The organism is Malikia granosa (assembly GCF_002980595.1).
Lineage (GTDB): Bacteria > Pseudomonadota > Gammaproteobacteria > Burkholderiales > Burkholderiaceae_C > Malikia > Malikia granosa.
The window spans coordinates 69,893-90,896 of sequence record NZ_PVLQ01000031.1 but is presented as its reverse complement, the minus strand read 5'-3'; the positions used below and the strand labels follow the sequence as shown (position 1 = coordinate 90,896).

The 21,004-nt window shown below is 69.2% G+C and carries 22 protein-coding genes; 5 read left to right on the top strand and 17 right to left on the bottom strand.

From position 1 onward, the window contains the following. Window positions 1-5: 5 nt before the first annotated feature. A complete protein-coding gene (locus C6P64_RS10135) occupies window positions 6-824 on the top strand; it encodes a class I SAM-dependent methyltransferase (protein ID WP_105748442.1) in 819 nt (272 codons plus the stop codon). Beyond that, on the top strand, window positions 821-1,258 hold the full coding sequence (gene rnhA, locus C6P64_RS10130; RefSeq protein ID WP_105748441.1) for a ribonuclease HI: 438 nt from the start codon (window positions 821-823) through the stop codon (window positions 1,256-1,258). The genes C6P64_RS10135 and rnhA overlap by 4 nt, the downstream gene beginning before the upstream one ends. Before the next feature lie 82 nt (window positions 1,259-1,340). Here the strand turns inward: rnhA and moeA are convergent, their stop codons facing one another. From moeA to moaA, 3 genes are read right to left on the bottom strand one after another with little or no spacing between them, the layout of a single operon-like run. After that, complete coding sequence (gene moeA / locus C6P64_RS10125) at window positions 1,341-2,618, bottom strand: molybdopterin molybdotransferase MoeA (RefSeq protein WP_105748440.1); 1,278 nt, start codon at window positions 2,616-2,618, stop codon at window positions 1,341-1,343. A gap of 30 nt (window positions 2,619-2,648) precedes the next feature. Further along, complete coding sequence (gene mobA / locus C6P64_RS10120; protein ID WP_105748439.1) at window positions 2,649-3,296, bottom strand: molybdenum cofactor guanylyltransferase MobA; 648 nt, start codon at window positions 3,294-3,296, stop codon at window positions 2,649-2,651. A gap of 4 nt (window positions 3,297-3,300) precedes the next feature. Continuing rightward, window positions 3,301-4,440, bottom strand: a complete 1,140-nt coding sequence (gene moaA, locus C6P64_RS10115; RefSeq protein ID WP_105748438.1) for a GTP 3',8-cyclase MoaA — start codon at window positions 4,438-4,440, stop codon at window positions 3,301-3,303. Between the two features lie 132 nt (window positions 4,441-4,572). Here moaA and ppa point away from each other — a divergent pair, with 132 nt between their 5' ends. Then, a complete protein-coding gene (gene ppa, locus C6P64_RS10110) occupies window positions 4,573-5,109 on the top strand; it encodes an inorganic diphosphatase (protein WP_105748437.1) in 537 nt (178 codons plus the stop codon). Between the two features lie 79 nt (window positions 5,110-5,188). On the opposite strand, the gene C6P64_RS10105 is transcribed toward ppa, so the two are convergent. Next, on the bottom strand, window positions 5,189-6,370 hold the full coding sequence (locus tag C6P64_RS10105; protein WP_105748436.1) for a GNAT family N-acetyltransferase: 1,182 nt from the start codon (window positions 6,368-6,370) through the stop codon (window positions 5,189-5,191). Window positions 6,371-6,395: 25 nt separating this feature from the next. Between C6P64_RS10105 and C6P64_RS10100 the strand changes: the two genes are divergently transcribed. Next, window positions 6,396-8,099, top strand: a complete 1,704-nt coding sequence (locus C6P64_RS10100) for an NAD+ synthase (RefSeq protein WP_105748435.1) — start codon at window positions 6,396-6,398, stop codon at window positions 8,097-8,099. A gap of 40 nt (window positions 8,100-8,139) precedes the next feature. Here the strand turns inward: C6P64_RS10100 and C6P64_RS10095 are convergent, their stop codons facing one another. From C6P64_RS10095 to C6P64_RS10085, 3 genes are read right to left on the bottom strand one after another with little or no spacing between them, the layout of a single operon-like run. Then, window positions 8,140-9,678, bottom strand: a complete 1,539-nt coding sequence (locus C6P64_RS10095; protein WP_105748434.1) for a DHA2 family efflux MFS transporter permease subunit — start codon at window positions 9,676-9,678, stop codon at window positions 8,140-8,142. Window positions 9,679-9,688: 10 nt separating this feature from the next. Beyond that, a complete protein-coding gene (locus C6P64_RS10090) occupies window positions 9,689-10,768 on the bottom strand; it encodes an HlyD family secretion protein (RefSeq protein ID WP_105748433.1) in 1,080 nt (359 codons plus the stop codon). 25 nt (window positions 10,769-10,793) lie between these two features. After that, window positions 10,794-11,228, bottom strand: a complete 435-nt coding sequence (locus C6P64_RS10085) for a MarR family winged helix-turn-helix transcriptional regulator (RefSeq protein WP_105748462.1) — start codon at window positions 11,226-11,228, stop codon at window positions 10,794-10,796. A gap of 164 nt (window positions 11,229-11,392) precedes the next feature. Here C6P64_RS10085 and C6P64_RS10080 point away from each other — a divergent pair, with 164 nt between their 5' ends. After that, window positions 11,393-11,731: a P-II family nitrogen regulator gene (locus C6P64_RS10080; protein ID WP_105729989.1), complete on the top strand. Its 339-nt coding sequence runs from the start codon at window positions 11,393-11,395 to the stop codon at window positions 11,729-11,731. A gap of 37 nt (window positions 11,732-11,768) precedes the next feature. Here C6P64_RS10080 and C6P64_RS10075 read toward each other — a convergent pair whose 3' ends face one another. The 10 genes from C6P64_RS10075 to flhB are packed head-to-tail and all read right to left on the bottom strand — an operon-like array spanning window position 11,769 to window position 20,889. After that, on the bottom strand, window positions 11,769-12,374 hold the full coding sequence (locus C6P64_RS10075; RefSeq protein ID WP_105748461.1) for an LOG family protein: 606 nt from the start codon (window positions 12,372-12,374) through the stop codon (window positions 11,769-11,771). Window positions 12,375-12,382: 8 nt separating this feature from the next. Next, window positions 12,383-12,787: a diacylglycerol kinase gene (locus C6P64_RS10070; RefSeq protein WP_105748432.1), complete on the bottom strand. Its 405-nt coding sequence runs from the start codon at window positions 12,785-12,787 to the stop codon at window positions 12,383-12,385. Then, window positions 12,784-13,329: an RDD family protein gene (locus tag C6P64_RS10065; protein WP_105748431.1), complete on the bottom strand. Its 546-nt coding sequence runs from the start codon at window positions 13,327-13,329 to the stop codon at window positions 12,784-12,786. Before C6P64_RS10065 ends, C6P64_RS10070 begins: the two co-directional genes overlap by 4 nt. 43 nt (window positions 13,330-13,372) lie before the next feature. After that, window positions 13,373-14,230 (bottom strand): OmpA family protein, encoded by an 858-nt coding sequence (locus C6P64_RS10060; RefSeq protein WP_105748430.1) that lies wholly within the window; start codon window positions 14,228-14,230, stop codon window positions 13,373-13,375. Between the two features lies 1 nt (window position 14,231). Continuing rightward, window positions 14,232-14,981: a flagellar motor protein gene (locus C6P64_RS10055; RefSeq protein ID WP_105748429.1), complete on the bottom strand. Its 750-nt coding sequence runs from the start codon at window positions 14,979-14,981 to the stop codon at window positions 14,232-14,234. Then, the gene (locus C6P64_RS10050) at window positions 14,963-15,700 is read right to left on the bottom strand and encodes an RNA polymerase sigma factor FliA (RefSeq protein WP_105748428.1); all 738 of its coding nucleotides are present in this window, start codon (window positions 15,698-15,700) and stop codon (window positions 14,963-14,965) included. The genes C6P64_RS10055 and C6P64_RS10050 overlap by 19 nt, the downstream gene beginning before the upstream one ends. Before the next feature lie 3 nt (window positions 15,701-15,703). Further along, on the bottom strand, window positions 15,704-16,534 hold the full coding sequence (locus C6P64_RS10045; RefSeq protein ID WP_105748427.1) for a MinD/ParA family ATP-binding protein: 831 nt from the start codon (window positions 16,532-16,534) through the stop codon (window positions 15,704-15,706). Further along, the gene (gene flhF, locus C6P64_RS10040) at window positions 16,527-17,726 is read right to left on the bottom strand and encodes a flagellar biosynthesis GTPase FlhF (protein WP_105748426.1); all 1,200 of its coding nucleotides are present in this window, start codon (window positions 17,724-17,726) and stop codon (window positions 16,527-16,529) included. Before flhF ends, C6P64_RS10045 begins: the two co-directional genes overlap by 8 nt. Window positions 17,727-17,728: 2 nt before the next feature. Further along, on the bottom strand, window positions 17,729-19,807 hold the full coding sequence (gene flhA / locus C6P64_RS10035; RefSeq protein ID WP_105748425.1) for a flagellar biosynthesis protein FlhA: 2,079 nt from the start codon (window positions 19,805-19,807) through the stop codon (window positions 17,729-17,731). After that, window positions 19,804-20,889: a flagellar biosynthesis protein FlhB gene (flhB, locus tag C6P64_RS10030; RefSeq protein WP_425436744.1), complete on the bottom strand. Its 1,086-nt coding sequence runs from the start codon at window positions 20,887-20,889 to the stop codon at window positions 19,804-19,806. Before flhB ends, flhA begins: the two co-directional genes overlap by 4 nt. Window positions 20,890-21,004 lie beyond the last annotated feature (115 nt).

Genomic DNA, 21,004 nt, shown 5'->3' with positions numbered 1-21,004 from the left:
CGGTCATGAATGACTGGAGCGCCTGCGGCCAGGAGCTCGCGGCCTGGTTCGCCACTCCGCCCGGGCGCTATCTGCTCGACTGGGAGCGCGAGCAGTTCGACCGCGCGGTGGCCGACCGCTTCGGCTACCACGCCTTGCAGCTCGGCCTGCCCGAGCTCGCTACCCTGCGCGCCAATCGCATGCCGCACCGCTGGCTGGCGCTGCCCGAGTCCGCCGAGCCCTCTGGGCTGACCACGGCCTCCGGTCCGGACACCGATCCTGCCGTCGCGCTCGTGACCCATGCCGCTGCGCTGCCCTTTGCCGCCGCCAGCCTGGACCTGTTGGTGCTGCCGCACACGCTCGAGTTCAGCGCCGATCCGCATGCCGTGCTGCGCGAGGTCGAGCGCGTGCTGGTGCCCGAGGGCCGGGTCGTGATCTCGGGCTTCCATCCCTTGAGCCTGTGGGGGCTGCGCCAGTGGCGCGCGCGCTGGGCTGCCCGCCTGGGCTTTCGTGGCGACGCTGCCCAGCTCTTCCTGCCCGAGGCGGGCGACTTCATCGCGCCGCGCCGCCTGCGCGACTGGCTGCACCTGCTGAGCTTCGAGCCCGAATTCCAGACCCAGGGCTGCTGGCGCCCGGCCGTGCACAGCGAGGCCTGGCTGCAGCGCTGGGCCTGGATCGACCGCATCGGTCCGCATGGCTGGCCGCTGCCGGGCGCGGTCTATTTCCTGGTCGCGGTCAAGCGCGTGCGCGGCATGCACCTGCTGGGACCGGCCTGGAAGCCGCGCCGCGCCGGCCTCAAGCCGGTCGCCGTGGCGCAGAAACACCCCTTATCCAAGAACCGATGAATCCTGTCACCATTTACACCGACGGCGCCTGCAAGGGCAATCCGGGCCCGGGCGGCTGGGGCGTGCTGCTGCGCGCGGGCGCGGCCGAGAAGGAACTCTACGGCGGCGAGCCGGAGACCACCAACAACCGCATGGAGCTGACCGCCGTGATCCAGGGCCTGCTGGCCCTCAAGCGGCCCTGTCATGTCAGCCTCTACCTCGACAGCCAGTATGTGCGCAAGGGCATCACCGAGTGGATGGCGGGCTGGAAGGCGCGCGGCTGGAAGACCGCTGCCAAGGAGCCGGTCAAGAACCAGGACCTCTGGCAGCAGCTCGACGAGGTCGTGCAGGGCCGTGGCCACCGCATCGACTGGCACTGGGTGCGCGGCCATGCTGGCGACCCGGGCAACGAGCGCGCCGATGCGCTGGCCAACCGCGGCGTGCCCAGCCGCTGAAGCGCTGCCCGGCAGGCGCTGATCCGCCTGGGCCCAGTGGCCGCGGTCGCGTGCACCTAGCGGGCGATCCCGAGGCCTGGCCTCAGATCAGGCCGTCGAACAGCAGCAGCTCGACCCGGTCGCCGATGGCGACCTTGCCCTGCTCGTGGTCGAGCCGGATCAGGCAGTTGGCCTCGGCCATCGAGCGCAGCACGCCCGAACCCTGGCTGCCGGTGCTGCGCACCTGCAGGCTGCCATCCAGGGCGCGGCTCGCGATGCCGCGCTGGAACTCGGTGCGGCCGGGCTTCTTGCGCACCGCCTCCTGGCTCAGCGCCGGCACGCGCAGCGGCTGGGCCTGGCGCGCGCCCATCAGGCGCAGCAGGGCCGGGCGCACGAAGGCCAGGAAGGTCACCATCACCGCGACCGGATTGCCCGGCAGGCCGAACAGCAGGGCGCTGCGGCCCTCCTGCTGCAGCCGGCCGACCGCCATCGGGCGACCGGGGCGCATCGCGATGCGCCAGAACGCGACATCGCCGAGCTGCTTCATGATCGCCTTGGTGTGGTCGGCCTCGCCGACGCTGACCCCGCCGCTGCTGATGACCACATCGGCCTGTGCCGCCGCCCGGCGGAAGGCGGCTTCCAGGCTGGCCGGGTCGTCCTTGACGCTGCCGAGATCGATCGGCTCGACGCCCAGCCTGGTCAGCAGGCCGAACAGGGTGTAACGGTTGCTGTCGTAGACCGCACCCTCGCGCGGCGCCTGGCCCAGGCTCAGGATCTCGTCGCCGGTCGAGAAGAAGGCCACTTTCGGCCGCCGCCACACCGCGACCTCGGCCAGCCCCAGGCTGGCGATCAGGCCGAGCGCGGCCGGCCCGAGCCGGCTGCCGGCCAGCAGCGCGGGTTGGCCGGCCATCAGGTCCTCGCCGAGCAGGCGCCGGTTGTCGCCCGGCTGCACGCAGCCGGCCGGCAGCGTCACCGTCTCGCCCTCGCTGCGGGTGAACTCGACCGGGACCACGGTGTCGAGCCCGGCCGGCATCACCGCGCCGGTCATGATCTTCACGCATTGGCCAGGCCCGACCTCGCCTTGCCAGGCCGCACCGGCATAGGCGGTGCCGACCACGCGCAGGCGCAGGTCCTGGCCAGCCCGCAGCTGCGAGCCGGCGAAGGCATAGCCATCCATCGCCGAGTTGTCGTGCGGCGGCACATTGAGCGGCGCGATCAGGTCCGCGGCCAGCACCCGGTCGAGCGCATCGAACAGGCCGACCCGTTCGGTCTGCGTCAAGGGCTCGACCAGCCGGGACAGGAACTCGTCGACCGCATCGGCCGGCAGCGCGTTCGGGTCATAGCCTTGCAGCTCGGCCGCGATCTGGTCCAGTGTCTTCATCTTCAGCGGATCAATTGGGATCAATTGGGGTCAGGGACCGATTTCCAGCGCATGCAGCTCGGCCAGGGTGTTGGCATTGTAGAAGGCACGCGGGTCGTCCCCGGGCGCATCGAAGGCGACCGCGACATGGCGTTGCGACGCGATCCAGTCGTCGATCTTGCGGCCGCCGCCCAGCAGGTAGGCGCGCAGGCTGTCGGCCAACTCGCGCCTGAGCAGGCAGAACACCGGCTGGCGGCGCAGCCGGCCGTCCTCGTCGCGGCCCAGCGCCAGCGCGAGGTCGGCGCCCTCGCGCTCGGCCGCCTGGGCGAGGCGCTCGAGCAGGTCGAGCGGAAACCGCGGCGAGTCGCAGGGCACGGTCAGCAGCCAGGGCCGGCTGCCATGCTCGAGCCCGGCCAGGAAGCCCGCCAGCGGCCCCGGAAAATCGGCCAGCGCATCGGGCCAGACCGGCAGGCCCAGTGCCTGGTAGCGGTCGAGGTTACGGTTGGCATTGACCAGGATGGCGCCGAGCCGTCCGCCGGCCTGCTGGCGCAGCCGCGCCAGCGCATGCGCGACCAGCGGCTGGCCGTTGAGCGGCTGCAGCCCCTTGTCGACCCCGCCCATGCGCGAGCCCCGGCCGCCGGCCAGGATCAGCGCGTCCACGCTGGGCTTGGTCTCTGTGTTTCGTTCAGCCTGCGCCATGGCTTCAGCCCCCGATATAGCTCATCTCGATGCGCCTACTGGCCGCCGCGCTGTCGGCCGGCAGCAGCGCGCGCAGCTCGGAATAGCGGTCGGTGCGACCTTGCCAGATCGCGCCCAGCGCCGAAGCAATCTGCGCGTCGTCCGCCGCCTCGTCGCGCAGCAGCGCGCGCAGGTCGTAGCCCTGCGAGGCGAACAGGCAGAGGTAGAGCCGTCCATCCATCGACAGTCTGGCCCGGTTGCAGTCGCCGCAGAAGGCCTGGGTCACGCTGCTGATGACGCCGATCTCGCCCAGCGACGGGTCGTGCCGGCCGTCGGTGCCGGCATAGCCCCAGCGCTCGGCGGTCTCGCCGATGGCGTTGGGGCTGAGCTGGACCAGCGGCAGCTCGCTGCGGATGCGCTCGACCACCTCGGCGCTCGGCAGCACCTCGTCCATGCGCCAGCCATTGGTCGCGCCGACATCCATGTACTCGATGAAGCGCAGCGTCACGCCGCTGCCGCGGAAATGGCGCGCCAGCGGCAGGATCTGCTGGTCGTTGCAGCCGCGCTTGACCACCATGTTGACCTTGATCGGACCCAGTCCCACTGCCTGCGCCGCCTCCAGCCCGTCGAGCACCGCGCGCACCGGGAAGTCGACATCGTTCATGCGCCGGAAGATGGCGTCGTCGAGCGCGTCCAGGCTCACGGTCACGCGCTGCAGTCCGGCGTCCTTGAGCGCGCGCGCCTTGCGCGCCAGCAGGCTGCCGTTGGTGGTGAGCGTCAGGTCCAGTGGCTGGCCGTCCGGGGTGCGCAGCGCCGCGAGCTGCTCGACCAGCTGCTCGAGGTCCTTGCGCAGCAGCGGCTCGCCGCCGGTCAGCCGGATCTTGCGCACGCCATGCGCGACGAAGATCCGCGCCAGCCGGGTGATCTCCTCGAAGCGCAACAGGGCCGAATGCGGCAGGTAGGGATGGCCCCGGTCGAACACCTCCTTGGGCATGCAGTAGCTGCAGCGGAAGTTGCAGCGGTCGGTCACGCTGATGCGCAGGTCGCGCAGCGGCCGGCCCAGCCCGTCGAGCAACTGACCGCTGGCCGCGATGGCCTGGATAGGGCGGGGGGCCGACAGCAACTTGCTGCGCAGGTCGACCAGGGGAATCACGCGTTCTGCCATGGGAGCAAGATTACACCAAGGTGCGCCGCGGCGGCATCCGCCGTAAGGAGGGGGTAGGCTGGCCCGGTAAAATGATTTTGATGCGTGCGCACCAGGCGCCCGGCTTTCATCAACCTATTTCAGATCGACACTATGTCCCTCGACCACGTCACCCCCGGCAGCAAGGTGCCCGAAGCGTTCAACGTCATCATCGAGATCCCGATGAACGGCGACCCGATCAAGTACGAAGTCGACAAGGAGTCCGGTTGCGTCTTCGTCGACCGCTTCATGAACACCGCGATGCACTACCCGACCAACTACGGCTACGTGCCCAAGACCATCGCCGGCGACGGCGACCCGGTCGACGTGCTGGTCATCACCCCGGTGCCGCTGCCCCCGGGCGTGGTCGTGCCCTGCCGCGCGCTTGGCATCCTGAAGATGGAAGACGAAGGCGGCGTCGACGGCAAGGTCATCGCCGTGCCGACCGCCAAGATCCTGCCGCTGTACGCCAAGATCGAGTCGCTGGAAGACCTGGCCGAGATCCAGCTGGCCCAGATCAAGCATTTCTTCGAGCACTACAAGGACCTCGACGCCGGCAAGTGGGTCAAGGTGTTGGGCTGGGAAGGCAAGGAAGCCGCCCACCAGGAAATCACCGACGGCATCGCTGCCTACGACAAGGCGCAGGCCTGAGTCCCTGGCGGGCGGTCTTGATCTGATCCAGGCGCCAGCCCGCTGACGCTTCCCCTGCCAGCCCCCTGCAGTCCCCGGCTCAAGCCCCGGACTTCAGGGGGCTGCGTCCTTCCAGCTGCTCCAGGTAGGCGCCGATGTGTTCGCCCTCCTGCGCCAGGTAGCGCTCGACCGCGTCGGCAAAGGCCGGGTGCGCCAGCCAGTGCGCGCTGTGGGTCGCCACCGGCAGCAGGGCGCGCGCCATCTTGTGCTCGCCCTGGGCACCGCCCTCGAAGCGCTGCACCCCGTGTTCGATGCACCATTGCAAGGGCTGGTAGTAGCAGGCCTCGAAATGCAGGCAGTCGATCCGCTCGAGCGCGCCCCAGTAGCGGCCGTAGGCGGCCTCGGGGCGGTCGCTGTCGTCGCTCAAGCCGACCAGGCTGGCGGCGCTGCGCTCTCCCGTCGCGTTGCGCGCGATGAACAGCAGCCAGAGTCCGGCTTGCGACTGCTGCAGGCTGGCAAAGAAGCCGCGGCTCAGGTAAGGCCGGTTGCCATGCTCGAGGTAGTTGCGCTCGTAGCAGCGGTAGAAGAAGTCCCAGTCCGCCATCGTGATCTCGCTGCCGCGCCTTGCTTCGAAGCTCACGCCAGCGTCCGCCACCTTGCGCCGCTCCTGCCGGATCTTCTTGCGCTTGTCCTGCTTGAGCGTGGCCAGGAAATCGTCGAAGTCGGCGTAGCCGGACCCCGGCCGGTTCTGCCAGTGGAACTGCACCGTCTGGCGCAGCAGCAGGCCCGCCGCGCGGCAGGCGGCAATGTCGGCCGGCGCGGCAAACAGCAGGTGCAGCGAGGACAGCCCGAGCTGCCCGCAATGCGCGACCAGGGCCCGAACCAGCGCCGCCCGGGCCAGCTCGTCGACCGCCAGCAGGCGCGGTCCCGGCACCGGCGTGAACGGCACGGCGACCAGGCCCTTGGGGTAGTAGGCCAGGCCGTGGCGCTCGTAGGCATCGGCCCAGGCCCAGTCGAACACATATTCGCCGCGCGAATGGCTTTTCAAATACAGCGGGGCGGCGGCCTGTAGTTCGCCATTGCGCCAGAGCGTGAGCCACTGCAGGCCCCAGCCGGTCGCCGGGATCGCGCAGCCGCTCTCATCCAGCGCGGCGAGATAGTCGTGGCGCATGAAGGGGCCAGCAGCGCCGCCGGTCTGGCGCTCCAGCAGCGCGTTCCAGGCCCCGCCATCGATTTCTGCCGGTCGATCCAGCACCCGGATGACATAATCCTCGCCAACCATTTCGCTCCCCATATACGGTATCTCCATGACCCTCCAGATCTGCGTCGCGCAGCTCAATTTCGTCGTCGGCGACCTGGCCGGCAACGCGCAAAAGATCATCGCAGCCGCGCGCCAGGCCCATGCCGATGGGGCCAGCCTGCTGCTGACGCCCGAGCTCGCGCTGTGCGGCTACGCGGCCGAGGACCTTTACCTGCGTCCGGCCTTCGTCGCCGCCTGCGATGATGCCCTGCAAACCGTGGCCCGCGAGACCGCGGGGCTTTGCGGCCTGCACATCGTGGTCGGCCATCCGGCAGCGGCGCCGGACGGCGAGCGCGGCCGCAGCGTCTCGCGCCCGCCCTGCCTGAACGCCGCCAGCGTGCTGTTCGAGGGCCAGGTCACGCAGCGCTATGCCAAGCGCGAGCTGCCCAACTACCAGGTGTTCGACGAGCGGCGCTACTTCGTGCCGGGTGACGCGCCCTGCGTGTTCGAGCTCGTCGGCCGCAACGGCCAGAAGGTCAAGGCCGGCCTGCTGATCTGCGAGGACGCCTGGTTCGAGGCGCCCGCCGCCGAGGCCAAGGCCGCCGGCGCCGAGCTGCTGGTTGTCATCAATGCCTCGCCGTTTCATGCCGGCAAGGGCGACGAGCGCGAGCAGGCGATGCGCCTGCGCGTGCTCGCGACCGGCCTGCCGCTGGTCTATGCCCATCTGGTCGGCGGCCAGGACGAGATCGTGTTCGAGGGTCGCAGCTTCGCGCTCGACCGCGATGGCGCGCTGGCCGCGCGCGCACCGAGCTTCACCGAGGACCTGTTTGCCGTCACCCTGCAGTCGCCGGCCGAGGCCGCCGCCGGCCCCTCGCATTTCGGCCTTACCGGGCCGATTGCGCCCGAGCAATCGCTCGAGGCCGATCTCTGGCATGCGCTGGTGCTGGGCGTGCGCGACTATGTCGGCAAGAACGGCTTTCCTGGCGCGCTGCTGGGCCTGTCGGGCGGCATCGACTCGGCGCTGGTGCTGGCGATCGCGGTCGACGCGCTGGGCGCCGACAAGGTGCGCGCGGTCATGATGCCCTCGCCCTACACGGCCGACATCTCCTGGATCGACGCGCGCGAGATGGCGGCGCGCCTGGGCGTGCGCTACGACGAGATCTCGATCGCTCCCGAATTCGAGTCCTTCCTCGGTTCGCTCAATCCCCTGTTCGAGGGCCGCGCGTTCGATACCACCGAGGAAAACATCCAGGCCCGCATCCGCGGCACGATGCTGATGGCGCTCTCGAACAAGTTCGGCTCCATCGTGCTGACCACCGGCAACAAGAGCGAGATGTCGACCGGCTACTGCACGCTCTACGGCGACATGGCGGGCGGCTTCGCGGTGATCAAGGACGTGGTCAAGACCATGGTGTTCAAGCTGGCCTGGTGGCGCAACGCCAACGACCCCTACGGCACCGGCGCCAATCCGATCCCGGAGCGCATCATCACGCGCCCGCCCAGCGCCGAGCTGCGCCCGGACCAGAAGGACCAGGACAGCCTGCCTCCCTACGAGGTGCTCGACGCCATCGTCGAACGCTACATGGAGGAGGACCAATCGCCGGCCGAGATCATCGCCGCTGGCTATCCGCAGGCGGCGGTCGAGCAGGTGGTGCGGCTGATCCGCTTCAACGAGTACAAGCGCCGCCAGTCGCCGGTCGGTATCCGCGTCACCCACCGCAGCTTCGGCAAGGACTGGCGCTACCCGAATACCAACCGTTACCGAGCCTGACCGCGCCTCAAAGCTCGGGCCCGCTGCCAGGACCTAGGCTTCAGTCCTGTATCGACGCGGGCGCGCGCGCCACCTGCCTCCTGGCCGGCTGGCGCAGCAGCAGGAGCAGCGGCACGGCCGCCAGCGTGATCCACATCATGAGCCGGAAGTCCTGCAGATAGGCCAGGGTGGCGGCCTGCTGGTTCAGCAGCTGGTTGGCGCGCGCGAGTCCCTGCGGGCTCGCGAGCTCGAGCGCGCCGCTCTCCACCGCCAGCCGCAGCGGCAGGCGTGATGAGGCATCGATGTAGTCCGCATACGCGGCGTGGTTGATCTGCACCCGCTGCGCGAGGTAGCTGATCACGATCGAGATGCCGATGCTGCTGCCGATGTTGCGCATCAGGCTGTAGAGCGCGGTGGCCTCGTTGCGGTAGCGCGGCGCCAGCGTCGAGAAGGTCAGGGTGGACAGCGGCACGAAGATGAAGCCCAGCCCCAGCCCTTGGGTGATGCCGGTGACCACGATGTCCCGCCCCGGCGTGTCGAGGTTGAACAGCGACATGCGCCAGAGCGAGAAGCTGATCAGCCCGAGTCCGAGCAGGATCAGCGCGCGCGGATCGACCTTGCCCGAGAGCCGGCCCACCAGCATCATCGCCGCCATCGTGCCCAGGCCGCGCGGCGCCAGCAGCAGGCCGACGTCGATGATCGGATAGCCCATCAGCCCCTGCAGGAAGGGCGGCAGCAGCGCCATCGTCGCGAGCAGGATGATGCCGACGACGAAGATGAAGACCAGCCCGAGCGCGAAGTTGCGGTCGCGCAGCAGCCCGGGCTCGATGAAGGGGTGGTCGTGCGTGAAGATGTGGACCACGAACAGGTAGAGCGCCAGCACGCAGAGCAGGGCCTCTGCCACGACCTCGGCGCTGGCGAACCAGTCGAGCGACTCGCCGCGGTCGAGCATCATCTGCAGCGCGCCTATGCCCAGGCTCAACAGCGCGAAGCCCAGCAGGTCGAAGCGGCGTTGCCGGTCGAGCGGCGTCTCCTGCAGGAAGGCGCTCAAGCCCAGCCAGGCCAGCACGCCGAACGGCAGGTTGATGTAGAACACCCAGCGCCAGCTGTAGTACTCGGTCAGCCAGCCGCCGAGCGAAGGCCCCAGGATCGGCCCGATCATGACGCCCACGCCCCACAGCGCCATCGCCGAGCCATGCTTCTCGCGCGGGTAGCTGTCGAGCATGACCGCCTGCGACAGCGGCACCAGGCTGGCGCCGAACACGCCTTGCAGGAAGCGGAAGGCGACGATCTGGCCCAGGCTCTGCGCGGCGCCGCACAGCATCGAGGTCAGCGTGAAGCCGACCACGCTCAGGATGAAGAGGCGCTTGCGCCCGTAGCGCCCGGCCAGGAATCCCGTCAGCGGCATGAAGATCGCCGACGCCACGAGGTAGGAGGTCAGCACCCAGGAGATCTGGTCCTGCGTGGCGCCGACGCTGCCCTGCATGTGCGGCAGCGCGACGTTGGCGATCGTGGTGTCGAGCGCCTGCATGATCGTGGCCAGCATCACGGTCAGCGTGATCAGGCCCCGCCTCGGAGTAGCCGCGGTGGTGGCGCTCATCGCGGCGACCTCAGAGCGACAGGCCGAGCAGGCGGCGCTGGTGCCCGGTGTCGATCTCGATGCTGGTGCTCAGCCCGGCGCGCAGCGGCGGCAGTTCCGGCCTGGCATCGATCGCGATCCGCACCGGCAGGCGCTGCGCGATCTTGACCCAGTTGCCGGTCGCGTTCTGCGCCGGCAGCAGCGCGAACTCGGCGCCGGTGGCGGGGCTCAGGCTCTCGACATGGCCGCTCCAGGCCCGGTCAGGGTAGCTGTCGACATGGATGGTCACCGGCTGGCCCTCCTGCAGATGGCTCAGGTCGGTCTCGTTCAGGTTGGCCTCGATCCAGGGCTGGCCGGCGACCAGCGCCAGCGCGGTGCTGCCGGCATTGAGGAACTGGCCGGGCTTGGGCGGCTTGCTCACGGTACCGGCCTGCGGCGCGCGCACCTGCACATGCTCCAGGTTGAGCCTGGCCTGCTCTAGCTCGGCCAGCGCGGCCTGGTAGCTCGGGTGCTGCTCGACCGGCAGGTCGGCGCGGCCGCCCAGCGAGGCGGCGATGCGCGCCAGGTCCTGCTCGAGCGCCAGGGTCTGGTCGCGCGTCAGCCTGGCGTTGAGCGTGGCATCGTCGTAGCGCGCGGCCGAGACGAAGTTGCGCGCGACCAGCTCGGCCTGGCGCTGCTGGTCCTTGAGCGCGAAGGCCTGCCTGGCCCTGGCGACGGCGATCTCGGCCTGCTTCCCGGCATGGCTGGCCTTGAGCGCGGCAAGCTCGGTGCGCACCTGGGCCAGCCTGGCCTGCGCCTTGGCATAGGCGGCCTCGAACTGGGCCGGATCGAGCCGGAACAGCAGGGCGCCGGCCTCGACCGGCTGGTTGTCCTCGACCAGCACCTGGGTCACGCGACCGGCGATCTCGGCGCTGACCGGGATCTTGTCGGCCTTGACATAGGCGTTGTCGGTCTCGACGTAGCGCCCGCCCCTGAGGTAGAGCGTGCCGCCGACCAGCGCGGCGAGCAGCGGGACGCCGACCATCAGCAGCAGGCGCTGCTTCCTTCTGTTGCGGCTGGGCAGCACCGGCTGGTCGACGCTGGCGGGATTCTGGGCTGGGGTCTGGCTCATGGCTGGGGGTGGCCGCGTGGCCCGTTCAGGCGCCGCACAGGCGGCTGCGCATGCTCTTGAGGGCGTGGTTGAGGGTGGCGATCTGGTCCGGCGCCAGATCCTGCAGGGCTTGCTGACGGATCTCCTGTGCCACCTGGCCGATGGCTTGCAGCCGAGGCTGGGCGGCGGCAGTCGTATGGATCAGGTGGGCGCGGCGGTCGTTCGGCGCCGGGCGACGCTCGGCCAGCCCGAGCGCCACCAGCTGGTCGACCAGGCGTGCCAGCGTGATCGGCTGGATTTCCAGCAGCTCGGCCAGGTCCACCTGGCGTGCGCCTTCGTGGCGACTGATGTAGACCAGCAGCCGCGCCTGCGCCAGCGTCAGGCCCGAGGCATCGACGCGCCGTTCGTAGGCGCGGCGCATCAGCCGCGAGACATCCGCGAGCAGGAATCCCAGGCTGTCCTTGGCGGGGTAATTTTGCATGTCTTGCATATAGTAAGTATTGCTTATTATATGAGTGGCATGCCAGATTCTGGCGGCGGTCCGCCTGGCCGGCCTTGCTGGAAGGCCACAGGGCCCGGACCCCGGCCCAGGGCGTGATACAGTTTTGCTTCCCTACCAGCCAACATCACAACGGAGTCACCGTCATGAAGCAAATCACCGCCGTCATCAAACCCTTCAAGCTCGAGGAAGTGCGCGAGGCGCTGGCCGAGCAGGGTGTGACGGGGCTGACCGTGACCGAGGTCAAGGGCTTCGGTCGCCAGAAGGGCCACACCGAGCTCTACCGTGGCGCCGAATATGTGGTCGACTTCCTGCCCAAGGTCCGGATCGAGCTGGTGGTCAAGGGCGACGATGTCGAGCGCTGCGTCGATGCCATCATCCGCGCCGCGCGCACCGGCAAGATCGGCGACGGCAAGATCTTCGTCACCCCGGTCGAGCGCGTGATCCGCATCCGCACCGGCGAGCAGGACGAGTCGGCGGTCTGAGCCGCAGCCCGGCTCACCGGGCCGGGCATCAGCCCCCTCAGATCTGTTCCAGCCGGTCCGGCATGTCCGGACGGGCGGCTGCGAGCAGCGCCGGCAGCAGCTCGCTGGCGGTCTCGCCCACGCGCAGCAGCTCCATCTGCCACTGGCCCATGAAGCCGGCCTGCACGCTCGAGCCGAGGAAGGCCAGCAGGCCGTCGTAATAGCCGCCGGCATTGAGCAGTCCGATCGGCTTGTCGTGGTAGCCGAGCTGGCGCCAGGTCCAGACCTCGAACAGCTCCTCGAAGGTGCCGATGCCGCCGGGCAGGGCCAGGAAGACATCGGCGCGATCGGCCATCAGCTGCTTGCGCTGGTGCATGTTGGCCACCACATGCAGCTCGCTGCAGCCCTGGTGCGCCGCTTCCATCTCGACCAGCGCCTCGGGAATCACGCCGATCACGCGCGCGCCCGCCGCCAGCGCCGCATCGGCCACCGCGCCCATCAGGCCATGGTGGCCGCCGCCGTAGACCAGCTGGGCGCCGTGGGCGCCGATCCAGTGACCGACCTCGCGTGCCAGTGCCACGTGCGCCGGGTCCTGGCCGGGTCGCGAGCCGCAGTAGACGCAGACCGTCAGCGGCGCAGGGAGACTTGTGGCTTGCAGATTCATGGCCGCCATCATGCCAGCAGTCGGTGCGCCAGCGCCGCGATCCAGACTCCGGCGCACAGCAGCAGGCTCAGCAGCACGGCGGCGCTGCCCATGTCCTTGGCGCGCTTGGACAGCGAATGCCATTCGGGGCCGATGCGGTCGATCGCGGTCTCGATGCCGGTGTTGAGCAGCTTGACCACCAGCACCAGCACCACGCAGCCGATCAGCAGGCCGGTCTCGACCCAGTTGCGTCCGAGCCAGACTGCCGCCGGCAGCATGACGATCGCGGCGATCGCCTCCTGGCGGAAGGCCGGCTCATGCCAGCCCGCGCGCAGGCCCGCGAGCGAGTAGCCCAGCGCGTGGCGCAGCCTGGCCAGGCCATGGCGCTGCTTCTGCGCCTGTGGCGATTCGCGTGTCTCGGGCGGGGTACTCATGCCTTGCGGCTCCGGCCGGCCTTGGTCGGCTGGGATGGGTCGAACACCAGCTCGGTGCCGGCCCAGGCGTCATGCCAGAACTGGCGCTTCGGGTGCAGCCAGGACAGCGCGGCCCAGCAGGCGATCCAGCCCAGGGTCAGTGCCAGCAAGGGGCCGCCCTGCAGCCCGAACAGCGATCCTGCCGCCAGCGGCGGCAGCAGCCAGATCCAGCTCAGCAGGTAGCGCCGCAGCGCCCGGCCCGGGCTCGGCGGGCGGCCGTCCGGGCCCTGGATGCGGATATGCCAGGTCCGCATCGGCAGGGTGTGCGAATGGGTCCAGCACCAGGTGAAGTACAGGCCCAGCAGCAGGAACAGGAAGGCCTGCAGCTCGGGGCGGTTCTGCAGGCCGTGGCGGGTCTGGGTCACGACGCTGAACAGCAGGCTGGCGACGAAGACGACGCCAAACAGCAGTACCCCCTCGTAGAGCCAGCAGGCCAGGCGCCGGCGCAGCGTCGGGGTGGACAGGGGGGAGGCGGTGGAGGAGGGGGCGGCTTGCTTGGTCATCTTCAGGCCAGGATGGTAGCGCAGCGGCGAGTCACGCCGGCTTTCATGTCGTTGGCGCGGCGGCGGCCTCGGGAGCCGCCTCTGGGGCCGCCTCGAGGGCCGGCTTGGGCGCAGGCTTGGCGGCCGGCGCACGGGGCGCCTGCCTGCCTGGGGCCGCGGGTGCCGCCGCCGGCGGGGTAGCCGGCGCCGCGGTCGGCAGGATCTGGATCTCGACCCGGCGGTTGCGCAGCCGGCCTTCGGCGCTGGTGTTGCTGGCCACCGGCTGGGTCGCGCCGCGCCCGATCGCGACCAGGCGCTGGTCCGCGATGCCGGCCTCGATGAACAGCCGTACCACGCTGCTGGCCCGGGCCGCCGACAGTTCCCAGTTCGACGGGAACTGGACTGACCGGATGTCCAGCGTGTCGGTGTGGCCGATGACCTGGACCGTGTGCTGCGGGTAGCTGTTGAGCACGTCGGCCACCGAGCGCAGCGCCTTGACGGCCTCCGGGCTCAGGTTGGCCTCGGCGGGGGGGAACAGGATGCCGGCATCGAACTCGATGTGGATGGCCTGGCCCAGGTAGCGCACCTGGGCCGCGCCTTGCTGGAACGTGATCGACAGGCGCTTGGCCAGCTGTTCGGCGATCAGCTGCATCTCGTCGACCTTGGCCTCGGCGCCGCTTTGCAGCACGCTGGCGGCATCGGCCTGGCTGCCCTGGGCATCTGGTGCGGCTGGCGGCTTCTCCTTGCCGACGGCCTGCTCGAACGATTCCGACAGGTCCTGGTACTTGCCGCCCTGTAGCGACAGCGCATACATCACGACAAAGAAGGCGAACAGCAGCGTGATGAAGTCGGCATAGGACACCAGCCAGCGGTCGGCCGAGTCGTTGTCATCGTCATGGCGTCTGCTCTTGCGGCGCCTCATCTCAGCCTCCGTGCTGCCAATGGCTGTTCATGCGTTCCTGGATCACGGCCGAGTTTTCGCCGCGCGCGATGCTGACCAGGGCGTCGGCCAGCATGGTGCGCTTGAGCAGCTCGAGCGCCAGCTGCTTCTTGAGCTTGTTGGCGATCGGCAGGCAGACCAGGTTGGCCAGTCCCACGCCATAGACCGTGGCGACGAAGGCCACCGCGATGCCGCTGCCGAGCAGGGCGGGCTCGCCGAGGTTGTCCATCACCCGCATCAGGCCCAGCACCGCGCCCAGGATGCCGATGGTCGGCGCATAGCCGCCGGCGGCCTCCCAGACCCGGATCGATTGCCGTTCCCAGCGCTCGTAGCTGTCGATGTCGGTCTCGAGGATGGAGCGCAGGGTCTCGGCATCGACGTTGTCGACCAGCATCCGGATGCCCTTGGCGATGAAAGGGTCGCGCTGGTCGGTCAGGTAGCGCTCGAGTTGCAGGAAGCCGTCGGCGCGGGCGGTCTTGCTCCAGCCCTGGATCGAGGCGATCAGGGCCTCGTAGAAGGGCGGTTGCGGCGAAAAGGCCTTGCCGGCCAGTCGCAGGCCGCGCCACAGCGTGCCCATGCCGTTTTGCAGCAGCACCGCGCCCAGCGTGCCGCCGACCACGATCACCAGTGCCGCCGGCTGCATCAGGGCGCCGAGCCGACCGCCCTCGACCCACTGGCCGCCCGCGATCGCTGCCAATGCCAGCACCAGGCCGGCTAAACTGCCCCAGTCCATTCCTGTCTCCTCAGGTGGTTGCGCAGACGTGCCACCGCCTGGCTGTGTAGTTGCGACACGCGCGACTCGGTCACGCCGAGCACGGCGCCGATTTCCTTCAGGTTGAGCTCCTGCTCATAGTACAGCCCCATCAGGAGCTTCTCGCGCTCGGGCAGGGCATCGATGGCTTCGATCAGCGCCTCCCGGAAGCCGTCCTGCAGCAGCAGCTGCAGCGGATCATGCGAGCTGTCCTGGCAATGGCGGTCGAGGAAATGGTCGTGGCCGTCATCGCCGGCCGACTTGAAGTCGTCGAAATAGACCAGCTGGTGGCCGGCACCGTCGTTGAGCTTTTGCTGGTAGTCCTCCAGCGAGAGCTGGAGCCGGGCCGCGATCTCGGCTTCGCTCGGCGCGCGCAGCAGCTCCTGCTGCAGCTCGCCCAGCGCCGCCTCGATCTGGCGCATGTTCTGGCGCACGCTGCGCGGCAGCCAGTCCTGGCTGCGCAGCTCGTCGAGCATGGCGCCTCGGATGCGCTGCACCGCATAGGTCTCGAACTGGGCGTTCTGGGTCGCCTCGTAGCGGCTCATGGCGTCGAGCAGGCCGATCGTGCCGGCCTGGATCAGGTCGTCGACCTCGACGTTGGCGGGCAGCCTGGCCTTGAGCTGGTAGGCCAGCTTCTTGACCAGCGGGATATGCTGCTCGATCACCCGGTCCCTGGGTGCCCGGCCCTTGGCGTCGTACATGGCTCAGCGCTCCAGCAGCGAGGCGGCCGTCTGCTGCGACAGCCCGACATTGAGCAGCCGTGCTGCCACCTCGCGCAGCGCCACCGAGGCGCTGGCCATCGGAAACGCTTCGACTACCGGTCGCCCCAGCTGCAGCGCGCGCCCCAGGTGCTCGTCGTTCGGGATGCTGCCCAGGAAGCGCACCGGCACCGCCAGGTACTGGTTGGCCGCCTGCGCGATGTTCTGCTGGATCTTCTCGGCCTGCGCCAGCGTGGCGCCCACCACCATCAGCAGGAACTGGCGCCGGCCCAGCTGGCCATGCAGGGCCTTGATCTGGGCGTAGGCATGCTTGATCGAGTCGGCCGTGCTGGAGGTCAGCACCACCATCTCGCCCTGCGCGAGCTCGGGCAGCACGAAGGGGTTGTCGCGCTGCAAGTCGGTGTCGACCAGGCAGAACTGGCCGTCCGGACTCAGCGCCTGCAGCTGCTGCGACAGCCGGGCCGAATCCTCGGGCCTGGCCAGCAGCTCGCCGAGCGGGCGGTGGGTCAGGCGCGCGATCCGCACCCCGGGGCCATGGGGCTGCACCGCCTGCTGGGAGTCGCCCTGGCGCAAGGCCAGCTGGCACAGCGAGGGCGTGGGTGGCTGGGCCGCGCAGGAGGCGATGCCGTCGGCGTTCAGGCTGGCATCGAGCAGCTGCACCTCGTTGCCCGCGCGCACCAGCGCGGCCGCCAGGTTGAGCAGCAGCACGTTCTTCTGTGACGGCGCGATCGCCGTCAGCACGCTGACATAGCGCGACTTTCTCGCGCCAAGGATGCGGCGCAGGCCGGCGGCCTGGTCATTGGACAGGTCAAGCAATTTTTATCCCTTGCACGCTGGTGTCGAGACGCACGGCATCGGTGCTCATCAGCACCGGCAGCTCGCTGTCCTCGTAATGCTTGCTGCTCTGGCTGCTGCGCAGGCCGAACATCCGTTCGACCAGCGGTCGCGCCTGGGCGAGTTGCAGGTCCTCGGGCACGCGCTGCCCGGTGCCCAGGTAGAACAGCCGCAGCTTCTGCCTGATCACCACGTCGAGCGCGTTGCTGATCGTGACGGCCTCGTCCAGCTTTGTCAGTATGACACCTTCCAGGCCCGAGCCGCGGTAGGCATGGACCACCTCGTTCAAGGTCTCGATCGTGCTGGTGGTGTTGAGGCAGAGCAGGCGCTTGACCGGCACCTGGGTGCCGGCGAGCATGGCGATCTGCTCGGCCACCATCTGGTCGCGCTGGCTCATGCCGACGGTATCGATCAGCACCGTGTGCTTGGTCGCGAGCTCCTCGAGCGCGAGCCGCAGGTCGACCTCGTCCTTGACCGAGTGCACCATCACGCCCATGATCTTGCCGTAGATGCGCAGCTGCTCGTGCGCGCCGATCCGGTAGCCGTCGGTCGTGATCAGCGCCAGCTTGCCGGGACCATGGCGCATCACATAGCGCGCCGCGAGCTTGGCCGTCGTCGTCGTCTTGCCGACCCCGGTCGGCCCGATCAGCGCATAGACTCCGCCTTCGTCGAGGAAGCTGTCCTCGTCCTGCAGCACATTGATGTTGCGCGTCAGGATGCCCTTGGACCATTCGATCGCCTGGTCGAGCTCGCCGTCGCTCGGTGCGTTCTCGGTCAGGTAGCGCGTCAGGCTCGGGCTCAGGCCCAGGCTCAGCAGGTGCTTGAGCATGGCCGACTTGAGCGGGTTCTTCGGCTGCTGGCCGCCCGCCCAGGCCAGCTCGCTCATCTGCTTGGCCAGCGCCTCGCGCATGGCCCGGATCTCCTCCATCACCTCGTTCATGGCGATGGCGGGGTCGGGCGCTGGCGCCGGCGCCGGCGCCGCCAGCGGCGGGCTGTCGTCGTCGTCCCGGTACTGCTCGATGACCGAGGCATAGTCCCGTTCGCTGCAGGCCAGGATCTCTATCCCCGCTTCCGCGCTGCGGTTGGCCAGGATCATGGCCTCGGGGCCCAGGGCTTCGCGCACCAGGCCCAGGGCCTCGCGCGCGCTACTGGCAATAAAACGGTGAACCTTCATGTTCAGGCTCCGACGAGATGGGTGACTTTAATGGTTCGGCTGTCCGGCAGCTCGGCGTGCGACAGCACCTTGAGCTGGGGCAGGGTGCGACGCAGGAAGCGCGCCAGCATCGCGCGCAGCGGCGCCGGCACCAGCAGCACCGGGGTGTAGCCCATCTGCTCCTGCAGCTGGCTGGCCTGCACGGTCTGGTTGACCAGGGTCTCGGCCAGACCGGGCTCGATGCCGCCGCCCTCGGCGCCGCCGGTCTGCAGCGCCTGCAGCAGCAGCCGCTCGAGCCGGTGGTCCAGCGTCATCACCGGCAGCTCCTGCTGGCCCGGCACGATCTCCTGCACGATCGCGCGCCCCAGCGCGACCCGCACCGCCGCGGTCAGGCTGTAGGCATCCTGGCTCATGGCGGCATGCTCGATCAGGGTCTCGACGATGGTCTGCATGTCGCGGATATGCACCCCTTCGGACAGCAGGTTCTGCAGCACCTTCTGCAGCGTCGACAGCGGCAGCAGCTTGGGCACCAGGTCCTCGAGCAGCTTGGGGCTTTCCTTGCTCAGGTGGTCGATCAGCGCCTGCAGCTCCTGGCGGCCCAGCAGCTCCGCCGCGTTCTGCGCCAGCAGGTGGTTCAGGTGGGTCGCCACCACGGTGCCGGCATCGACCACCGTGTAGCCCATCGACTGGGCCTGGTCGCGCATGTTCGCATCGATCCAGACTGCCGGCAGGCCGAACGCCGGGTCGGTGACCGGCTGGCCCGGCAGCGGGCCCGAGACCATGCCGGGGTTGATCGCCATGAACTGGCCGGGATGCGATTCGCCGCTGCCGATCTCCACCCCCTTGAGCGTGATGCGGTAGCCCGATGGCGGCAGCTCGAGGTTGTCCCGGATATGCACCGGCGGCGGCAGGAAGCCGACCTCCTGGGCGAACTTCTTGCGTATGCCCTTGATGCGGCGCAGCAGCTCGCCGTCCTGGCTGGTGTTGACCAGGCTGATCAGCCGGTAGCCGACCTCCAGGCCCAGGGCCTGGATCGGACTGACATCCTGCCAGCTGGCCTCCTCCTGCTCGGGCGCTGGCGGCGGGGCCGCTGCTGCTGCCGCCGCGGCCTCGGCCGGGCCTTCGCGCGCGAGCAGCTTGGGCACGTAATAGCCGCAGCCGCCGATCAGCAGCGCGAGCAGCAGGAAGGCCAGGTTCGGCATGCCCGGGATCAGGCCCATGCTGCCGACGATGCCGGCCGTGATGTAGAGCACCTGCGGCTTGAGGAAGAGCTGGTTGATCAACTGCGCGCTGACATCCTGGTCGTTGGCCACGCGCGAGACCACCGCACCGGCTGCCAGCGAGATGATCAGCGACGGGATCTGCGCCACCAGGCCGTCGCCGATGGCCAGCAGGGTGTAGGTCTCGACCGCGCGGTTGAAGGGCAGGTCGTGCTGCAGCATGCCGACCAGCAGGCCGCCGACCAGGTTGACCACGGTGACCACGATGCCGGCGACCGCGTCGCCGCGCACATATTTGCTCGCACCGTCCATCGCGCCGTAGAACTCGGCTTCCTGCGACACCTCGGTGCGGCGCTTGCGCGCCTCGGCCTCGCCGATCAGTCCGGCGTTGAGGTCGGCGTCGATCGCCATCTGCTTGCCCGGCATCGCGTCGAGCGCGAAGCGCGCGCCGACTTCGGCGATGCGCCCGGCGCCCTTGGTCACGACCACGAAGTTGATCACGGTCAGGATCACGAACACCACCACGCCGATCAGGTAGTTGCCGCCGATCAGGAAATGGCCGAAGGCCTCGATCACCTTGCCCGCCGCGTCCGGCCCGGTATGGCCGTTGGTCAGCACCACCCGGGTCGAGGCCACGTTGAGCGACAGCCGCAGCATGGTGGTCATCAGCAGCACGGCCGGGAAGGCCATGAACTCCAGCGGACGCACCGTGTAGAGCGCCGTCAGCAGCACGATGATCGACAGCGCGATGTTGAAGCTGAAGAAGATGTCGAGGATGAACGACGGCACCGGCAGGATCATCAGCGCCAGGATCATCACGACCAGGCCCGGCGCGGCCAGCGCCTTGCCGTTCATGCGGCCCAGCAGCAGTTTCCAGTTCATGTCCGGTCTCCGGTCTCAGGTGCTGCGGTTTCGAGCGGATCGAAGCCGGGCGGCAGCGCGACGGGCTCGGGTCGCACGGGAGCAAAGCCGCCCTGGCTGCGGTAGGTCCGCAGCTGGAACACATAGGCCAGCACCTGGGCCACGGCCGTGTAGAGCGGCGCCGGGATTTCCTGGTCGAGCTCGGTGTGGCGGTAGAGCGCGCGCGCCAGCGGCGGCGCCTCGATGATCGTGATTCCGTGGGCGGCGCCGATCTCGCGGATCTTGGCCGCGACCTCGTCGACGCCCTTGGCCACCACCTTGGGCGCGTGATTGCCCTGTTCCGGGTAATGCAGCGCGACCGCGTAATGGGTCGGGTTGGTCACGATGACGTCGGCCGTGGGCACCTGGGCCATCATGCGCCGGCGCGCGATCGCGCGCTGCTGGGCACGGATCTTGGCCTTGATCTCGGGATTGCCTTCCATTTCCTTGGCCTCGTCGCGCAGCTGCTGGCGCGTCATCATGAGCTTGCGCGCGTGGCTCCACATCTGGTAGGGACCATCGATCAGCGCGATCACGGCCAGCGACGCGACCAGGCCGATGAAGCAGGCCAGCAGCAGCCGGACATGCTCGGCCGTGCTCTCGCGCGGGGCCTGGCTGGCGAGCGCGAGCAGGGCATCGAGCTGGCCGCGGATCACGAACCAGGCCACGGTGCCGACCAGCAGGGTCTTGGCGATCGCCTTGAGCAGCTCGCTGAGCGAGCGCGTCGAGACCATATTGGCCAGCCCCTGGAGCGGATTGAGCTTGCTGAACTTGGGTACCAGCGCCTGGGTGTGGAACAGCCAGCCGCCGATCAGGACCGGCGACGCCAGCGCGGCCAGCAGCAGCAGGCCGGCCAGCGGCAGGAAGGCCAGCAACAGGTCGAACAGCTGCTGGCCCCAGTCCACGCTCAGCCGCTGCGGGTCGAACAGCTGCTCGCGCCTGAACTGCAGGCCCAGCATCAGCATGTGCTTGAGCTGGCGCACCATCGCCTCGCCGCTGAGCCAGAAGCCCAGTGCCGCCGCCGCCAGCACCGCGAAGGTGCCGATCTCGCGTGACCTCGGCACATCACCCTGTTCACGTGCTTTCTCTAGCTGTCGGGGTGAGGCGGGTTCTGTTTTTTCGAGGTCGCTGTCTTCTGCCAAGGGGGGAGCTCCGGAGATTGAGGATTATCGCCGCCGG